The organism is Streptomyces sp. NPDC088254, assembly GCF_044740925.1.
Lineage (GTDB): Bacteria > Actinomycetota > Actinomycetes > Streptomycetales > Streptomycetaceae > Streptomyces.
Map to the genome: position 1 here is coordinate 613,019 of NZ_JBIURQ010000002.1, position 15,056 is coordinate 628,074.

18 protein-coding genes and 2 pseudogenes are annotated in these 15,056 nt (G+C 70.9%); 9 read left to right on the forward strand and 11 right to left on the reverse strand.

Annotated features, from left to right (window positions below):
- Window positions 1–52 precede the first annotated feature (52 nt).
- Window positions 53–163: pseudogene (locus ACIOC0_RS09615) on the forward strand (dihydrofolate reductase); the annotation flags it as partial.
- A 274-nt stretch (window positions 164–437) separates the two neighbouring features.
- Window positions 438–686 carry an SCO4226 family nickel-binding protein gene (locus tag ACIOC0_RS09620; protein WP_130439304.1) on the forward strand — a complete coding sequence of 83 codons (249 nt, stop codon included), beginning with the start codon at window positions 438–440 and terminating at the stop codon, window positions 684–686.
- Between the two features lie 42 nt (window positions 687–728).
- On the opposite strand, the gene ACIOC0_RS09625 is transcribed toward ACIOC0_RS09620, so the two are convergent.
- Complete coding sequence (locus ACIOC0_RS09625; RefSeq protein WP_402154094.1) at window positions 729–1,604, reverse strand: bifunctional DNA primase/polymerase; 876 nt, start codon at window positions 1,602–1,604, stop codon at window positions 729–731.
- A 686-nt stretch (window positions 1,605–2,290) separates the two neighbouring features.
- Between ACIOC0_RS09625 and ACIOC0_RS09630 the strand changes: the two genes are divergently transcribed.
- The 5 genes and pseudogenes from ACIOC0_RS09630 to ACIOC0_RS09650 form a co-directional block, all read left to right on the forward strand.
- Window positions 2,291–3,211, forward strand: a complete 921-nt coding sequence (locus ACIOC0_RS09630) for a bifunctional MaoC family dehydratase N-terminal/OB-fold nucleic acid binding domain-containing protein (protein WP_402154096.1) — start codon at window positions 2,291–2,293, stop codon at window positions 3,209–3,211.
- On the forward strand, window positions 3,208–3,624 hold the full coding sequence (locus tag ACIOC0_RS09635; RefSeq protein ID WP_402154098.1) for a MaoC/PaaZ C-terminal domain-containing protein: 417 nt from the start codon (window positions 3,208–3,210) through the stop codon (window positions 3,622–3,624). Before ACIOC0_RS09630 ends, ACIOC0_RS09635 begins: the two co-directional genes overlap by 4 nt.
- Window positions 3,621–4,787 carry a lipid-transfer protein gene (locus ACIOC0_RS09640; RefSeq protein ID WP_402154100.1) on the forward strand — a complete coding sequence of 389 codons (1,167 nt, stop codon included), beginning with the start codon at window positions 3,621–3,623 and terminating at the stop codon, window positions 4,785–4,787. The genes ACIOC0_RS09635 and ACIOC0_RS09640 overlap by 4 nt, the downstream gene beginning before the upstream one ends.
- Window positions 4,788–5,065: 278 nt before the next feature.
- Complete coding sequence (locus ACIOC0_RS09645) at window positions 5,066–5,614, forward strand: SigE family RNA polymerase sigma factor (protein WP_402154102.1); 549 nt, start codon at window positions 5,066–5,068, stop codon at window positions 5,612–5,614.
- Between the two features lie 177 nt (window positions 5,615–5,791).
- Window positions 5,792–6,016 (forward strand): annotated as a pseudogene (locus tag ACIOC0_RS09650) (fatty acid--CoA ligase); the annotation flags it as partial.
- A 203-nt stretch (window positions 6,017–6,219) separates the two neighbouring features.
- Here ACIOC0_RS09650 and ACIOC0_RS09655 read toward each other — a convergent pair.
- From ACIOC0_RS09655 to ACIOC0_RS09665, 3 genes are read right to left on the reverse strand one after another with little or no spacing between them, the layout of a single operon-like run.
- Window positions 6,220–6,528 (reverse strand): hypothetical protein, encoded by a 309-nt coding sequence (locus tag ACIOC0_RS09655; RefSeq protein ID WP_402154104.1) that lies wholly within the window; start codon window positions 6,526–6,528, stop codon window positions 6,220–6,222.
- The gene (locus ACIOC0_RS09660; RefSeq protein ID WP_402154106.1) at window positions 6,528–7,010 is read right to left on the reverse strand and encodes a hypothetical protein; all 483 of its coding nucleotides are present in this window, start codon (window positions 7,008–7,010) and stop codon (window positions 6,528–6,530) included. Before ACIOC0_RS09660 ends, ACIOC0_RS09655 begins: the two co-directional genes overlap by 1 nt.
- Entirely contained in the window at window positions 7,007–7,444 is a 438-nt protein-coding gene (locus ACIOC0_RS09665; RefSeq protein WP_402154108.1) for an ATP-binding protein, read from the reverse strand. The genes ACIOC0_RS09660 and ACIOC0_RS09665 overlap by 4 nt, the downstream gene beginning before the upstream one ends.
- Before the next feature lie 243 nt (window positions 7,445–7,687).
- Between ACIOC0_RS09665 and ACIOC0_RS09670 the strand changes: the two genes are divergently transcribed.
- Together ACIOC0_RS09670 and ACIOC0_RS09675 are read left to right on the forward strand one after the other, a co-directional pair.
- The gene (locus tag ACIOC0_RS09670) at window positions 7,688–8,554 is read left to right on the forward strand and encodes a helix-turn-helix domain-containing protein (RefSeq protein ID WP_402154110.1); all 867 of its coding nucleotides are present in this window, start codon (window positions 7,688–7,690) and stop codon (window positions 8,552–8,554) included.
- Window positions 8,541–8,756 carry a DUF397 domain-containing protein gene (locus tag ACIOC0_RS09675; RefSeq protein ID WP_402154112.1) on the forward strand — a complete coding sequence of 72 codons (216 nt, stop codon included), beginning with the start codon at window positions 8,541–8,543 and terminating at the stop codon, window positions 8,754–8,756. Before ACIOC0_RS09670 ends, ACIOC0_RS09675 begins: the two co-directional genes overlap by 14 nt.
- Window positions 8,757–8,820: 64 nt before the next feature.
- On the opposite strand, the gene ACIOC0_RS09680 is transcribed toward ACIOC0_RS09675, so the two are convergent.
- The 7 genes from ACIOC0_RS09680 to ACIOC0_RS09710 all read right to left on the reverse strand — a co-directional run bounded on the left by ACIOC0_RS09680 (window position 8,821) and on the right by ACIOC0_RS09710 (window position 15,054).
- The gene (locus ACIOC0_RS09680) at window positions 8,821–9,087 is read right to left on the reverse strand and encodes a hypothetical protein (RefSeq protein WP_402154114.1); all 267 of its coding nucleotides are present in this window, start codon (window positions 9,085–9,087) and stop codon (window positions 8,821–8,823) included.
- Window positions 9,084–9,344, reverse strand: a complete 261-nt coding sequence (locus ACIOC0_RS09685; RefSeq protein WP_402154116.1) for a hypothetical protein — start codon at window positions 9,342–9,344, stop codon at window positions 9,084–9,086. The genes ACIOC0_RS09680 and ACIOC0_RS09685 overlap by 4 nt, the downstream gene beginning before the upstream one ends.
- Before the next feature lie 64 nt (window positions 9,345–9,408).
- The gene (locus ACIOC0_RS09690) at window positions 9,409–10,329 is read right to left on the reverse strand and encodes a peptidoglycan-binding protein (protein ID WP_402154118.1); all 921 of its coding nucleotides are present in this window, start codon (window positions 10,327–10,329) and stop codon (window positions 9,409–9,411) included.
- 70 nt (window positions 10,330–10,399) lie between these two features.
- Entirely contained in the window at window positions 10,400–12,118 is a 1,719-nt protein-coding gene (locus ACIOC0_RS09695) for a collagen-like protein (protein ID WP_402154120.1), read from the reverse strand.
- 2 nt (window positions 12,119–12,120) lie between these two features.
- Window positions 12,121–12,885, reverse strand: a complete 765-nt coding sequence (locus ACIOC0_RS09700; RefSeq protein ID WP_402154122.1) for a hypothetical protein — start codon at window positions 12,883–12,885, stop codon at window positions 12,121–12,123.
- A gap of 53 nt (window positions 12,886–12,938) precedes the next feature.
- Window positions 12,939–14,036 carry a hypothetical protein gene (locus ACIOC0_RS09705; RefSeq protein ID WP_402154124.1) on the reverse strand — a complete coding sequence of 366 codons (1,098 nt, stop codon included), beginning with the start codon at window positions 14,034–14,036 and terminating at the stop codon, window positions 12,939–12,941.
- A gap of 10 nt (window positions 14,037–14,046) precedes the next feature.
- Entirely contained in the window at window positions 14,047–15,054 is a 1,008-nt protein-coding gene (locus ACIOC0_RS09710; protein WP_402154125.1) for a hypothetical protein, read from the reverse strand.
- Window positions 15,055–15,056: the final 2 nt, after the last annotated feature.

Consider the following 15,056-nt stretch of genomic DNA (forward strand, 5'->3'; position numbering starts at 1 on the left):
TGTGGCGGTGCAGGGCTGTGGGGCGGCGGCGTGACCGACGGAAGGGACCGGCATGCGCAGACTCGGCCACTGCATCGCCGCCACTCTCGAAGGCTTCATCGCGGGCCCGGACGGCGGGGACCCCACCGGTCCCGACGGCTTCTGGCCCGTCACGGAGGACTACTTTCGACCCCGCTCCTGGACGCTCGCCGACCACGCCGTCCTCAAGAGCGGCGCGGTGTTCCTCACCTACACGCGCGCCGACAGCTGAACGCCCCGGACCGGCACGCCTCGCCGGGTACGGGTTCGCTCCGCTGAGGCTGTCTGGATCCCAGGGCGGGGCCGTCGTCTGTGCGGTCGACGACGTCGGTTCGCGGGCACAGGATGGAAGTGATGCCCTGCAAGCGGGACCGGCGTCCTCGGCGCCAGGGTCCAGCCGCGGAAGGAGGTGTGGCGGTATGCCCAAGTTCATGGACGTCCACCACGGGATGAAGGACATCACGGCCGACCGGCTGAGGGAGGCACATCAGGACGACCTCGCCATAGAGGGGCAGGAAGGCGTCCACTTCGAGAAGGCCTGGGCGGACCCGGAGTCCGGGACGGTCTACTGCCTGTCCGAGGCTCCCTCGGCCGAAGCGGTGCAGCGCATTCACGAACGCACCGGACACCCGGCCGACGAGATCCACCCCGTCCCCCTCACCGTGTGAACCGCGCCCCCGCCTGCGAAGAGCCTCAGGCGGGGGACACCGTCACCTCGCGCGGCCCGTCATCCGGGCTGCCGAAGCCATCGTCGCCCGCGCCTCCTGGGGCGACAGGCCGGTCTGTACCGCTGCCGTGATCAGGGGTTCCCTCAGGGCCGGGCCCAGGCCTGATTCGTAGGCGCGGCAGGCGGCCCAGAAGAGGCGGGTGTTGCGCTGGCCCTCGTGGGCGGTGAGGACGAAGTTGATCAGGCCTTCGCCCCGTGCGTCGCCCTGCGGAGAAGCGGCGTGCGTGCGGGGCGGGGGCAGGAGGAGGCGCAGGAGGGGGCGGGGACAGGGCGCCGGCGTGAGGTGGGCCGTGCCGGGTGCAGTGGTGTAGACACCGTGGGCGGTTCGGGAGCCGGGGCCCACCAGGTAGCCGCCGGCGCCGCGGATGTCGATGCCGGGAGCCAGGCGGCCGGCCGAGTTGGGGACGGCGACGTCCGGTGGGCCGGTGAGCCAGAGGTGGCGGCCGCCGGACGGGGTGCGTATGACGACCGTGGGCGGGATCGTGAACAGGTGGCGCAGGGCCAGCTCCCGCAGGGCCGCCGTGGCGTCCGTGCCGGACTTCGTGTCGAGGTCGACGCCGATGAGGTGGTGCGGGGGCAGGCCGCAGGCGATGCCGTAGCCCGTGGCCCACGGGGCGCGGGCGAAGAGGTCGCGGACGCGGGCCGGGTCGGTGGAGGCGTCGTGGACGCCGTGGCCGGGGCGACCGCACTCGCCGTGGCAGGGCGGGGCCGTCGGGTCGTCGCCGCGGTGGGGGGAGCGCAGGGCCGGGAGCTTGGTCCGGGTCAGGGGGATGACGGCCAAGCCACGTTCGGCGGCCGACAGGGCGTGGGCGAGGGCCAGGGTGCCGGCCTGCCGGGGGTACCGGTCGGTGGTGGCCATGTGTTCATTTTCGTATGTGTGTTCGAACAAAGCAAGAGGGTTCGCGCCGCGACGCGCCGAGGGTGAGAGCGGTGAGACGTGAGCGGGGCGACTTGTGGCGGAACGGTTCTTCGCTTGGTCGGACCGGCGACCCTCTGTCTGGATTGAAAGGGATTGTGGGCTTGGTGCGTAGATGAGCGTCAATGGTGGTTTATCGACTTGTCCTCACGCTTACGTGCTGATCGAGGCCCCCCGGGAGGCTGCCGACGGGATTCTCTGGGCAACTCTGGCCACGCGACGTCGTCGCTGCACCGGTCAGTCGCTGCACCGGTCAGTCGCTGCACCGGTCAGTCGCCGCACCGGTCACGATCTGCTGCACAGCCCCTGTTCTGGAGGAACCTCATGGCAAGCACCCGCACCGCCCGCCTCATCGCCGCCGTCTTCGCCCGCAGAACGCCGTCGGCTCGGGTGCCGCGCATCAGGGCAACTCCCCCCAGATCAGGGGCTCGGCCGCCACGGCCGTCAGTCAGGGCAACAGGAGTGCCGGAGTGGGGGATGCAGAGGGGCGCGTGTCTGCGCGACGGTGCTTCGGCGTCGCCGCGCAGCGCGCGTGCGGGAGGTGAACGACCTTGACAAGGAAACCCATCTGACGGACAGTCAGAAACCTCCGCGGCACGGTTCTGCGACGCGAGGGGGCGGTGGCGAGGATGAGTGACGGGGCGGACGGTCTCCAGGCGCGGCTGAAGGCGTACGAGGGCCGGCCCGCCGCGGTCGCCGGCGTCGGCCGGGACCCCGTCAACCTGCCCATGATCCGGCACTGGTGCGAGGCGATGGGCGACGCCAACCCCGCGTACACCGGGCCGGAGGCCGTCGCGCCGGCCACCATGCTCCAGGCGTGGATCATGAACGGGCTGGGCGGCAACGAACGTGCCGGCAAAAGCAGTTCGGGCCGGGCGCGGGAGTACGAGGAACTGCTGACCCTCCTCGACGAGGCCGGCTGCACGGCCGTCGTCGCCACCGACTGCGAGCAGGAGTACGTCAGCCCCCTGCGGCCGGGCGACGAGGTCGCCTTCGACACGGTGATCGAGTCGGTCTCCGCCCGCAAGACGACCGCTCTCGGCGCCGGGTACTTCGTCACCACCCGGACGGACGTGCGCGTCGACGGTGAGCTGGTCGGCACGCACCGCTTCCGCATCCTCAAGTACGCGCCGGCGCAACGGAAACCGAGGGAGCGCCGTCCCCGCCCGGTGATCAACCGGGACAACGCCGGCTTCTGGGAGGGCGTCCGCGAGCACCGCCTCCTCATTCAGCGCTGCACCGCCTGCGACACCCTGCGTTTCCCCTGGCTGCCCGGCTGCAACGCCTGCGGCGGGCAGGAATGGGACACCGTCGAGGCGAGCGGCGACGGCTCCGTCTTCTCCTACGTCGTGATGCACCACCCGCCCTTCCCGGCCTTCGACCCGCCCTACGCGGTCGGCCTGATCGAACTCGCCGAGGGCGTGCGGATCGTCAGCGACGTGGTCGGCGTGCCCTGTGACAAGGTGCGCGTCGGGATGCCCGTACGGCTCGAATTCAAGCGGTACGACGAGGAGTTGGTGCTGCCGGTCTTCGAGGCGGTGGCGATGTGAGGCCCGGGGACGAGCTGGGGCCGCTGGAAGTGCCCGTCACCCGCACACTGATCGTCGCCGGGGCCCTCGCCTCGCGCGACTTCCAGGACGTGCACCACGACCCGGAGGCCGCCCGCGCGAAGGGCTCCCCCGATGTCTTCATGAACATCCTCACCACCAACGGCCTGGTCGGCCGCTTCATCACCGACCACTTCGGTCCCACGGCGGTGCTGCGCAGGGTCGCCATCCGGCTCGGGGCTCCCAACTACCCGGGGGACACGATGGTGTTGCGGGGCACGGTGGAAGAGGTCGACGGCCGCACGGCGGTGGTGCGGGTCCTGGGCGAGAACGGCCTCGGGCGGCATGTCACCGGCACGGTCACGGTCACCGTCCCCGGCGACGGGGACGAGCGGCCGGCCGGAGGTGTCGTATGAGCGTCCGCACGCGGGACCTCCTGGGCGGGCGGGCCGCCGTCGCCGGCATCGGGGCGACCGAGTTCTCCAAGGACTCCGGGCGCAGCGAGCTGCGGCTGGCCGTGGAGGCGGTGCGGGCGGCGCTGGACGACGCCGGCCTCGCGGCGGCGGACGTGGACGGCCTGGTGACGTTCACCATGGACACCAGCCCGGAGATCACCGTGGCCCAGGCGTGCGGCATGGGCGAGCTGTCCTTCTTCTCCCGCGTCCACTACGGCGGCGGCGCGGCCTGCGCGACCGTCCAGCAGGCCGCGCTCGCCGTCGCCGCCGGGGTCGCCGACGTCGTCGTCTGCTACCGCGCCTTCAACGAGCGCTCGGGCCGCCGTTTCGGCTCGGGCGTACGGCAGCGGGAGCCGTCGGCGGAGGGCACGGCGCTCGGCTGGACGCTGCCGTTCGGGCTGCTCACCCCCGCCTCCTGGGTGGCGATGGCGGCGCAACGCTACCTGCACGCGTACGGGCTGACCCCGGAGGCGTTCGGGCACGTGGCCGTCACCGCTCGCCGGCACGCGGCGGCGAATCCGGCGGCTTACTTCCACGGCAGGCCGATCACCCTCGCCGAACACGCGGCCTCCCGCTGGATCGTCGAGCCGCTGCGGCTGCTGGACTGCTGCCAGGAGACCGACGGCGGGCAGGCGCTGGTCGTCACCTCCGTGGAGCGCGCCCGGGACCTGCGGCATCCGCCCGCCGTCGTGGCCGCCGCGGCCCAGGGCGCGGGCCGGGCGCAGGAGCAGATGACCAGTTTCTACCGCGACGACCTGACCGGCCTGCCGGAGATGGGCGTGGTCGCCCGCCAGCTGTGGCGAACCTCGGGCCTCGCGCCCGCCGACATCGACGTGGGGATCCTGTACGACCACTTCACGCCGTTCGTGCTGGCGCAGCTGGAGGAGTTCGGGTTCTGCCCGCCCGGCGAGGCCGCCGCCTTCGTGGCCGAGGACCGCCTCCCGCTCAACACCCACGGGGGCCAGCTCGGCGAGGCGTACCTCCACGGTATGAACGGCATAGCGGAGGCGGTACGCCAGTTGCGGGGCACGTCGGTGAACCAGGTGCCGGGCGCGGCACGCACGCTGGTGACGGCGGGCACGGGTGTGCCGACCTCGGGTCTGGTGCTCGTCGCCGACGGCTGAGCGGCCGAGTGGCTGGGCGGCTGGGCGGCGAAGAAGCGCCAGGACAGCCACCCGGCCGGGCGGCACTGAAGCGCCAGGACAGCCACCCGGCCGGGCGGCACTGAAGCGTGAGGACGGCTTACCGGCCGCGCCGCGCCCGACCGCGCCCCCTCGGGGCCAGTCCACTCCCCGTCCACCTTCAGGAGGTCGATCCGGCTCCACCCCTACAACCTGAGAGGGACCCGGCTTCGGCACCTGCGGCCGATCCGCCGGGCGGGGCGCGAACCTAGCGTGGAGCCATGACCACACCCGTCTGCACCAGCGCGTCCAACGGCATGAGGCGGCCCGCGCCGTACCCGTCGTTCGCGTCGTACGTCAGGGCCCGTCAGCCGGTGCTGCTGCGCACCGCCCGGTCGCTGACCGCGAACCCGAGCGACGCGGAGGACCTGCTGCAGACCGCGCTGGCCAAGACGTACGTCGCGTGGGAGCGGATCGAGGACCACCGGGCGGTCGACGGGTACGTCCGACGGGCCCTGCTCAACACGCGCACGTCGCAGTGGCGCAAGCGCAGGGTCGACGAGTTCGCGTGCGACGAGCTGCCCGAGCCGGAGCCGCTGCCGGGCGGGACCGATCCGGCCGAGCAGCAGGCGCTGCACGACGCGATGTGGCGTGCGATCATGCGGCTGCCGGCGCGGCAGCGGGCGATGGTAGTCCTCAGGTACTACGAGGATCTGAGCGAGGCGCAGACGGCGGAGGTGCTCGGCGTCTCAGTCGGTACGGTGAAGTCGGCGGTGTCCCGGGCCCTCGGCAAGCTCCGGGAGGATCCTGAGCTGGACGTTGTTCGATAACGTGCTGAACTGGGCATTCGGGACGCGCTTCAACGGATCCTGAGCGATCCCGGGGCCGATCCCTGGCGAGTCCTGATCGATCATCTCTTCCCTAGTGACATACCGCGCGGTATGTGCGCAGAATCAGCGCAACCGTTACCACCGCGTAGGCAATGTCGCCGCACCTGGGAGGACGCCGTGCTGAGCACCATGCAGGATGTACCGCTGCTGATCTCGAGGATCCTGACTCACGGATCCACGATCCACGGCACATCGCAGGTGACCACCTGGACCGGCGAGGGTGAACCGCACCGCCGCTCCTTCGCCGAGATCGGCGCCCGGGCCGCCCAGCTCGCGCACGCCCTGCGTGACGATCTCGGGGTGACCGGCGACGAACGGGTGGCGACGCTCGCCTGCGACAACATGGGTAAAACACTCGCGGCGTGACCTGGGGAAACGCGCGGTAGGGCATGAGAACGGCCCCGGTGCCTAGTGGTCGGTACCGGGGCCGTTCCATGTGGCCCACCGCGCCGCGGGGGAGGACGACGGCGGGGGCCCTTCCCGCTACCGCGACGGCAGCGGGGCGACGGACGCACGCGCCGGCGCGAGCGTGCGTCACAGGTGGCTTACATCAGACGGGCGAGCGAGGGCGGCATGAACAGGTCGCGCGCCCGATGCTGTGCCCACACGAGCGCGACGTCGCCGTCGTCCCGGCGCGCGTACCCAGGGCACAACTCGCAGCCGTCGAGGTGCTGGTGTGGCACCTCCGCGGGGTGCGACGCGGCGATGTGCCGCGCCGTCTGCAACTGTTCCCAGAAACACCCCTCCGGATCGTCCCACTTCTGGGCGAGCCGCAGCAGGAACCACGCGCACTCGACGCACGCCCACATGAACGGCGGCGGCAACGGCCGTTCCTCGACCGGTTCCTCGCACATCAGGGGTTCCGTATCGCCGTCGCGCCCATGTACGCGCGGCCGGTTGCCGTGACGCGGGCGAGGTACGCCTCGACGGCATCCGGGCCCGCGCCGGGCGGGATCGGGTCGAGACCGATCGTCAAGCACACTTGCCCGCCGGCGGCGACGTGCTTACGCCACTCGGCGCCGGGGGCCGGCAGTCGCATGAAGAACTCCGGGTGCCCGTAGTCGAGGGCGACATACGGCCCGCGCATGACCAGCCGGGCCCCGACCATCGGTACGCGTTCGGCAGCCGGCCGTAAGAGCATCCCCTCGCACATGCCCATCAGGCCGGCCTCGACCGACTCGGCCGTCTCGTGAGCGCGCCGTGGGGGCGCGTGGCCGATGAGCACATACGCGACGGGTTCGGCGAGCGCTCCAGCGTGAAGCCACGTCGACACCGTGCAGCCGGCGACGAAACCGGGGCCGGGCACTGCTCGGAACGACAGAACAGGGTCGGTCACCGCTCTACCTCCAGCCATACGACTTTGCCGAACTCGCGGTCGTAGACGCCCCACCGCGCCGCCATGGCCTCGATGATGTGCAGGCCGCGCCCGCGGGCCCGCTCCCCCGATTCCGCCCTTATCTCCGGACGCTTGCGGCTGGTGTCGTGCACCTCGACGCGTACGTGCGTGAGCAACGGCAGAACCTTGACGAGCATGGAGTCGCCCGGCTCAGTCCCGTACCGGTACGCGTTCGTCGTGACCTCCGAGACCATGAGCAACAGGGCGTCGAGTCGGTCGTCGTCGAGGGGCGGATCGTCTTTGGCCATGACCTCGCGCACGTACCGGCGGGCCTTGCGGGGCGCCTCGATGCTCGACTCGAAAACGCACTGCGCCGGGGGGCCGGTGGGGGGAGCGCAGCAGTCCGGTAACGCGCTCGGCTGCATGTGCACCATGCAAACTCCCTACGCCTGCGGTGCCAGTTGGCGCAGAGTTTCGTAACGCCATACGTCGGCACGATCACATTTCGTCGCACCAGAGTGCTCCCTGTCACACATCCCGTGCAACCCTCTCAGAGGTGAAATGAGAATTTGCATATGCCGGTGAGAGTGGCTGGATGGAGGGGGGCGGGTCAGGTGACATCACCCGCGGGCAGGCGGCAGACTGTCGGCGAAAGGTCAGATCCGGGAGGGGGGTTCGTGAGCACACCCACGGTGCGTCGGCGCAGGCTCGGCGTGAAGCTGCGCGCGTTGCGCGACGGGCTCGGCCTCACTCTCGAAGAGGTCGCCGAGAAGTCGAACGGCGGGATCACGGTCGCCAAACTGTCTCGGTTGGAGACGGCCCGGAGTGCGGCCAAGGCGCCAGATGTTGAGCTGTTGCTCGACCTGTACGGGGTCGACGACGGCGAGTTGCGGACGGCCTTACTGGCGCTCACCCGCGAGGGCGCGCGGCGCGGGTGGTGGCAGTCGTACCGGGGCGTTCTGTCGCCGGCGTATGAGGACCTGATCAGCTTGGAGGCCGAAGCGACGTCGGTCCGCACGTGGCAGATAGGTGTGATTCCGGGTCTCCTTCAAACCGGCGAGTACGCCCGGGAACTCATGACGTCGATCGGCATGTCGGAAGCGGTCGAGGACAAGGTCGACGCCCTGGGCGAGGTGCGCCTCGCACGACAGTCCGTGCTCACCCGCGAGGCTCCGCTGAACTTGTGGGCGATCATCGCGGAGGGCGCGTTGCGCACGCGGTGCGTCGGTGCCGGCGTCATGCGCGACCAGCTCGGGCGCCTGCTCGAACGCGGTCGGCGGCCGAACGTGACGATTCAGGTTCTACCGTCCGACTCTCCGCCCCACGTTGGGCAAATGGGTTCGTACTCGGTCCTTGGGTTCGAGGACTTTGCAGACCTCGACGTCGTGCACGTTGAAAGCCTGACTGCTGCTCTGTACGTCGAGGACGGCGGACAGGTCGGCGTGTACCGGGACGCGTTCGAGCGGCTGCGCGCGGCTGCGTTGTCGGTCGAGCAGTCCGCAGAACGCATCGAACAGATAAGGGAAGAACATGGCCCACGTTGAAGACTCGTCGACTCTGCCCGTGACGTGGTGGAAGTCGTCGGCGAGCGGTACGCAGTCCGACTGCGTCGAGTGCGGCATCGTCGATGGGCAGACGATCGCTGTCCGGGACAGCAAGAGGCCGAACGGGCCCGCGCTGCTGCTGTCGCGGGCGACCCTGGCCGGCCTGGTGGCCGGTATCAAGGCGGGTGACTTCGAGGCGTAAGGGCGCCACCGAACGACAGAACGCCCCCCGCAACGGCCGTGCGTGGCCGTGCGGGGGGCGTTTCTCATGGGCGGGTGGCGAGCTGCCACAGAGACAGGATGAGGCCGCAGACGGCGACCAGGGCGGCGAGGGACGGCAGGGGCCATCGGTTGCGTTCGAGGGCGTCGAGCCGGCTCTCGTGGTCGGCGATGGCGCGGTCGGTCTGGTCGCCCCGCTGTACGAGTAGGGCGAGGCTTCCGTCGACGCGGGCAAATCCGGTCTCCATCGTGCCGCGTAGCTTCTCCAGCTCGACGGCGACCGCGGCCGGATCGGATGGGGTGGGGATCGTCACCGGGCGCCCCCGTCGGCGTCGTCGACCAGGCCGAGGCCGAACCGGTCGAGCAGGGCCTCGACGGCGGGGTGCGCCATGGCGCGGGCGACGACGCCGGCGACCGCGGCGGCCGTGGCGGCGGCGCCGATCAGCCATGGGGCGGCGACGGCGAGGTCGCCGGAGTCGGCGACGACCGCGGCGAGGGCGGGCACGACCGCGACGACGGCGGCGGCGGTCTGGAGCGCGGTACGGATGGCGCGCGTGTTCTTCGGGTTCATGGGGGGGTGTCCTTCCGGGGTGAACGGGCCCGCCCGGCGCGGTGCCGGGCGGGCTGGGGGGTGGTCAGGAGTGCAGGCGGCGCCACGTCTCCGGGCCGGGGTATCCGTCGGCGTCGGCGCCGGTCCACCCCTGCGCGCGCTGGTAGGCGCATACGGCGTTGCGGTCGGCGTCCGACCAGGACGGGCCGGGGCCGACGTCGTAGAAGCGGCCGTATCCCTTGGCGACCAGGGCCTCGCCGAGCTGTGTCACGTACTTGTTTCGCTTGCCGGGGCCGAACTTGTCGCGGCCGGGGTAGGCCGGCGGCTTGGGCTTCGGCGCGGGCGCGGCCTTGGTCTTGAGTACCTGCCCGGGGCGGATCGTGTACGGGGCCGTGATCTTGTTCAGCGTGGCGAGCTTCTGCCACGGGACGCCCACCTTGGCGCCGATGCTCGACAGGGTGTCGCCGGATCGCACGGTGTAGGTGGTGCCGGTCTCGGCCGGGGCGTCGCCGACGATCGCCTTTGCCCGGCGCACGATCTCGTCGAGCTGGGCGACGATCCGCGAGCCGGGGCAGGACGTGTGACCACCCCACGCGCTACCGCCCATCGCGTGGTACCCGAGACCCTTACCGCTGGGCGAGTGCGTCACCTGGAGCGGTACGCCGTACTTGTCGTGTGCCCACGCCAGTACGCGCGCGTTCGCGTCGAGCTGGGCGTCGGTGAGGGTGTCGCCCCCCTTGCCCTCGTTCTCGACGCTGAGCCAGGACGGGTTACCGCCGGCCTGGGCCCACGCGCGGTCGGCGGTGTCGACCCACTGGCGGAGTCTGCCGGTCTTGCTGGTCCCGAAGTGGCTCGACGCCTTGGCGGCGCGGTTGCGAAACCAACTGTCGGTGCCCTCGAACGTGCCGGCCATGATGTGGACGACGACGCCTCGCACCTCGGCCTGTCCGTTGTTGGTGTGGTTGACGCTGATGGGGCGCCACTCGGCGCCGGGCATGCGTGCCATGGGTGGTGTCTCCAGACATGAAAAAACGCCCGGCGCGGTGCGCGGGCGTGCGGCGTGGAAGGGGGGCGGGCTACGCGAGGGCGGCCCAAAACTTGATCGGGTCCGTCTCGATCGCGGACGGGGTGAACGACGCCGGCCACGACGCAAGGCCGGAGATCACGCCGAACGGTCGAATGGTGTTGAGCGTGGTCACGGGGCATGCGCCGGTCGAGTCGGCGGTCATCAGTACCGGTGCGTTCGCGCTGTTGCCGATCACGAACCGAAAGGCCACGTAATAGATGCCGGCGTTGAGCGTGAGCGGCGCGGACAGTGCACAGGTGACGGTCTGCCCGCCGGCGTTGTGTACGTCGATCATCACGGCCGTATCGACCATGTCGTTCGTCTGGGCGAGGCGGGTCCCCGCGGTGTTGAAGATGCCGGCGCGCGATCCGGCGTCGAGGCCGGTCCCCTCGTACCCGAACACGTGAAAGACGATCGACGACGCGGTGATCGTCTCCCGCACGGGTATGGCGATGATCCGGAACGATCCGGTCGAGGGGACGCGGCCGGCGGACTGGGCGACGGCGGGGTCGAACGCCCACGCCTTCATGCCGAGATCGCTCGGCCTCCACCCGTCGTAGGGAAGCTGCGCGTCGGGAACCTTGCTGGTGCTGCCGAGACTGGCGACGCCGTTCGCTGCGCCCCGCGCGGTGGTGGCGAGGGCCCCGACGTCGGCGGCGTTGAGGACGACGGCGCCGGTCTTGGTGTTGACCGAGGTAACCGGCGCGGTGCCTGCGGTGCCCACCTGAAACACGGTGCCGTCACCCTGCTTGATGTACGGCAATCCGGCCTTGGAATAGAGCTGGATCGATCCGGCGGACGTGGCCGGGTCGGCGGCGATGTCCTTCGCGCCGATCGCGCCCGTGGCCGTGAGTACGGACTCGCCGGCGGTCGACGTGCCGTTGATGACTACCCGCCGGTTGTCGCGGCGGATGAACAGGGCGACGCCGTTGTCGGTGCCGTCGTCGTGCCGGGCGGCGATACGGAGGTTCGAGCCGGTGTCGGTGCCACCCTCGGCCGTGCCGTCGTTCTGGATCTGCCACCGGTCGACGCCGGCCGTCTGTAGCTTGATCGGCCGGAACGTGGCGGCCGTGCCGTCGAGCGTGAGCGTGCCGGTTACCTTGCCGTTCGTCGCGGCCACGGCGCCCACGTCGTCGGCGTCGAGGACGACCGCGGCGGCCGACTGCCCGTTGACGGACTGCACGACGCCCGGGGCGCCGGCCGGCCCTTGGGCGCCGGTGTCACCCTTGACGCCCTGGGGGCCGGCCGGGCCGGTCGCTCCGGTGTCGCCCTTGACGCCCTGGGGGCCGACCAGGGACGCGAGCCACTGGGCGACCGTGCCGACGAAACCGGCCTTAACGGCGACCTCGTACGCGCTGTCGCCGCGTACGGCAACGTAGGTGGGGGTCGTCGGGTCGGTCGGCGCGATGTCGGCGAGGTCGACCTCGGGGTCGTCGGCCGGCAGCAACACCTGATAGACGCGGTTCATCGCCACGCCGGCGAGCTGCTCGGCCACGCTGTACGACCAGCCGGTCGGGTTCATGTCGGGGGCGTCGGTGGCGGGGAGGGTGACGGCGAACGCCCCGGTCGCGTCGAGCGGCGCGGTAACGGGCCCTCCGAGGATCACGTCGGAGTCAGGGAAGGTGACCATGCCGGGGGCCCGGAAGACGACTTGCCCGGCGAGGGGTTCGCCGGCCGGGGTGAGGAATCGGCCGGTGACTCGGACGGTGGGGATTCCGTCGGGCAGCATCGTTACACCTCCTCGACGGGTGCGGCGGCGGTGGGCTCGGCGGTCGCTGCGTTGGCGGCCTCGCCGGTCGGCACGTCGGGCGCCTCGGCCTCGGTGAACGTGTTCCGGGTGTAAGCGGAGTACAGGCGGGTTTCGACGTTCTGACTGGCCGACTTGGCGCGGTGCTCGACTCGCAGCGTGAAGTACGACAGGAATTGCAGGCCGTCGAGCGGGCGCGTGATCTGCCGGCCGGTCCACTGGCCGGCCGGGCAATCCCACTCGTCGAGCTCGGTCTCGACGCCGTCGTGCGTGAGGACGACGCGCACCTGTGCGCCACCGGTGTTGGCGTAGGTCGTCAGAGACAGGTACAGGACGGCGTTATGGGCCGGGGTCGTGCCCTGCCACGCCGGTTGATACGTGGTGCCGGTGTAGTCCTGCCGTTCGGTGGGGTGCAGTTGTACCGGCATCCACGGGCGACCGAGGAATTCGTCGCTGTAGTAGTCATCCATGACGATGACGTTCCGATTGCGGTCCCATATGCGGACCATCTGTCGGGGGGCGTCGTCGTCGGGATAGCTGTTGGCGCCGATGGCGAACGCGATGTCGCCCGTGTCGCGGCGCATGGCGGTGAAGTAATCGCCGACGGTCGGCGACTGTCCCGTCTCGAATACGGCGGTCCCGTCGGGGTCCTTGACGAACAGGCGCCCCCCTTCGCCGATCACGACGTCGCCGGCCAACACCTGGTTGAGGGCGGGGCGCATCTGCGCCCGGCCGCGGAGGGTGCGCACCTCGCGTTCGAGGGCGGCGACGCGGTCGAGTAGATCCTGTGGGACGTACGCCATTACTCGGCTACCTCCAAATAGAGCTTCGCCGTCTCGGGGCGGCCTCGCTCGGGCGGGTTGATGGAAAGGCCGACGACGCGATACCGGCCGTCGAGGACGTCGGAGTGCCATAGGTCGCGGATGCGTAGACGGACGGCGGCGCCGAGCAGGGCGGGGCTCACGTTGTCGCCGAGCAACACCTCGACCTCGGGTATCTGCACGGGCCGGCGGGCGGCGGTCCAGTCGGCGCGGGCGTGCGCGTCGAGCGTCTTCGGTTGCTCGACGGTGGTGTAATCCGACGATCCGTCGAGGCGCGGCCACCCGGCGGCGATGTCGTCGTCGGCGACCAGCCGCTCGGACATGAGCGGCACGGAGTCGGCGGCCTGGTTGTTGTTGATCGATGCGCCCCGGGACTGCCACCCGTTGGCGAGGGCCGACGCGTCGTGCGGCCACGTGTACGTGAGGACGGGCCCGGGGTGGTCGAGCACTATCTCGGCCGTGCCGGTGCGGATGATCGGGTGACCGAGCACAAGCCGTTTGACGCGCCGACCGTTGCTGTCGCGGTAGCTGGCGACGCGCCACTCGAAACCGTTCTCGACGGCGGCGAGCTGGTCGATAAGGTCGCCGATTGTGGGGAGGTCGTAGCGGCTGAACTCGCGGTCGCGGACGATGCCGGACGGCTCGCCGTCGTAGGTGATGCCGATATCACCCCCGGGCGTCGACTGCACGTAGTCGAGCAGGCCGCGCACGATGTCGAACTGGTCGACCTGCTCGGCGAGCTGCGTGTCGAGCAGTAGGCGCCGGTACAGGTACGACTCCCACCCCCCGCACTGAATCTGTGCGGTGAGGAACCCCCGTGCGCTGGACGCGACTTGCAGCGTCCACAGGATGCCGCCCCACCAGATGTCGCGCCCGCGCTCGACCCATACGCCCGTACGGCCGGGCTGCAACGCCCGCCGGGCCCGCTCGGCGATCTCCCGGTTCGGAATGGGCACACTGCCGGTGAGCCGACCCACCTTGCCTATGTAGTCGTCGAGGCTCACGCCGGTCACGGGCAGGGCGTCGAGTACCTGGTCGCTTCGTAGGTCGGTGAACACGAACCGGTAAGGGGTCTGCACGCGGCGCCCCCTACTGCACGAACGTCGCGGAGATCCGCACGTTCGTGTCCTTTTCGAGGGCGTTGTCGGTGCGGGCCGGTCCGCCCCCCGCCCACGAACGCAGCGTCATCAGGCCGTCGGCGCCGATGGCGCATGCGCCGAATCCGTAACCGTTCGACGCGACGGCCTCGACCAGCAGGACGGGGCGCCACCCGATCGGGAGCGTGGCGACCAGGGTGTCGGCGAGGTTGGGGTTAGCGAGCAGGGTCGCGCCGGTCCGGGTCCAGTAACCGACGATCTGTACGACGCCGTTACGGCGGCGGGCGCCGAAAGTGTTCAGCGACCAGCCGGCCGCGGTGCTTACGCCTCCGCTGATCGTCTCCGTGGCGCGCTCGGGCGGCCGGTAGGTCTCCCACGTGCCGTCGGCTGCGTTCCAGCGTTCGAGGGTGCCGTCGGCGTCGCGGTACTGGCCGTCGTACGCCCCGTTGAAACTGAGTCCCCACCCCTGGGGGATGATCCCGCCCACGGCGGCCGTGAAGCGGCGGCGGTCGGCGAGGGCCGACGACCAGTTGATACCGCCCACGCCCGCGGACGCGCCCGCGGGCACGGTGACGTCCCACAGTCGCAGCGAACAGGGGGGAAGGGTCGGCGCGGTCGGCGTCGCCGACGCTGTGCCGACCAGGACCTCGACGCGGGCGAGGGCGTTGTCGCTCTCGTCGAACAGGCCGTCGTACACGCGCAAGATCACAGAATCGATGCGGGCGAACTGGGCGTTCCCGTCGGTGAACGTGACGGTTTCGGGGGCGTCGACGGCGACGGGGTAGGCGCCCTGCGCGGTCGTCCCCTGCACGGCGGCCCGACCGATACCAACCTGTAGGGACATGGCGCCGGCGCCGGTCGCGGCGAACGGGTTCCCGCCCGGAATCACGCCGTCGCGCGTGCGTATCTCGCCGTCGGGCGACCACGTGCCCACGGGGGCGAGGCGGGTGTCTTCTCTCGTCTGCCCAAGCGGCAACAGCCATGCGGGGCGCACGGTCACGG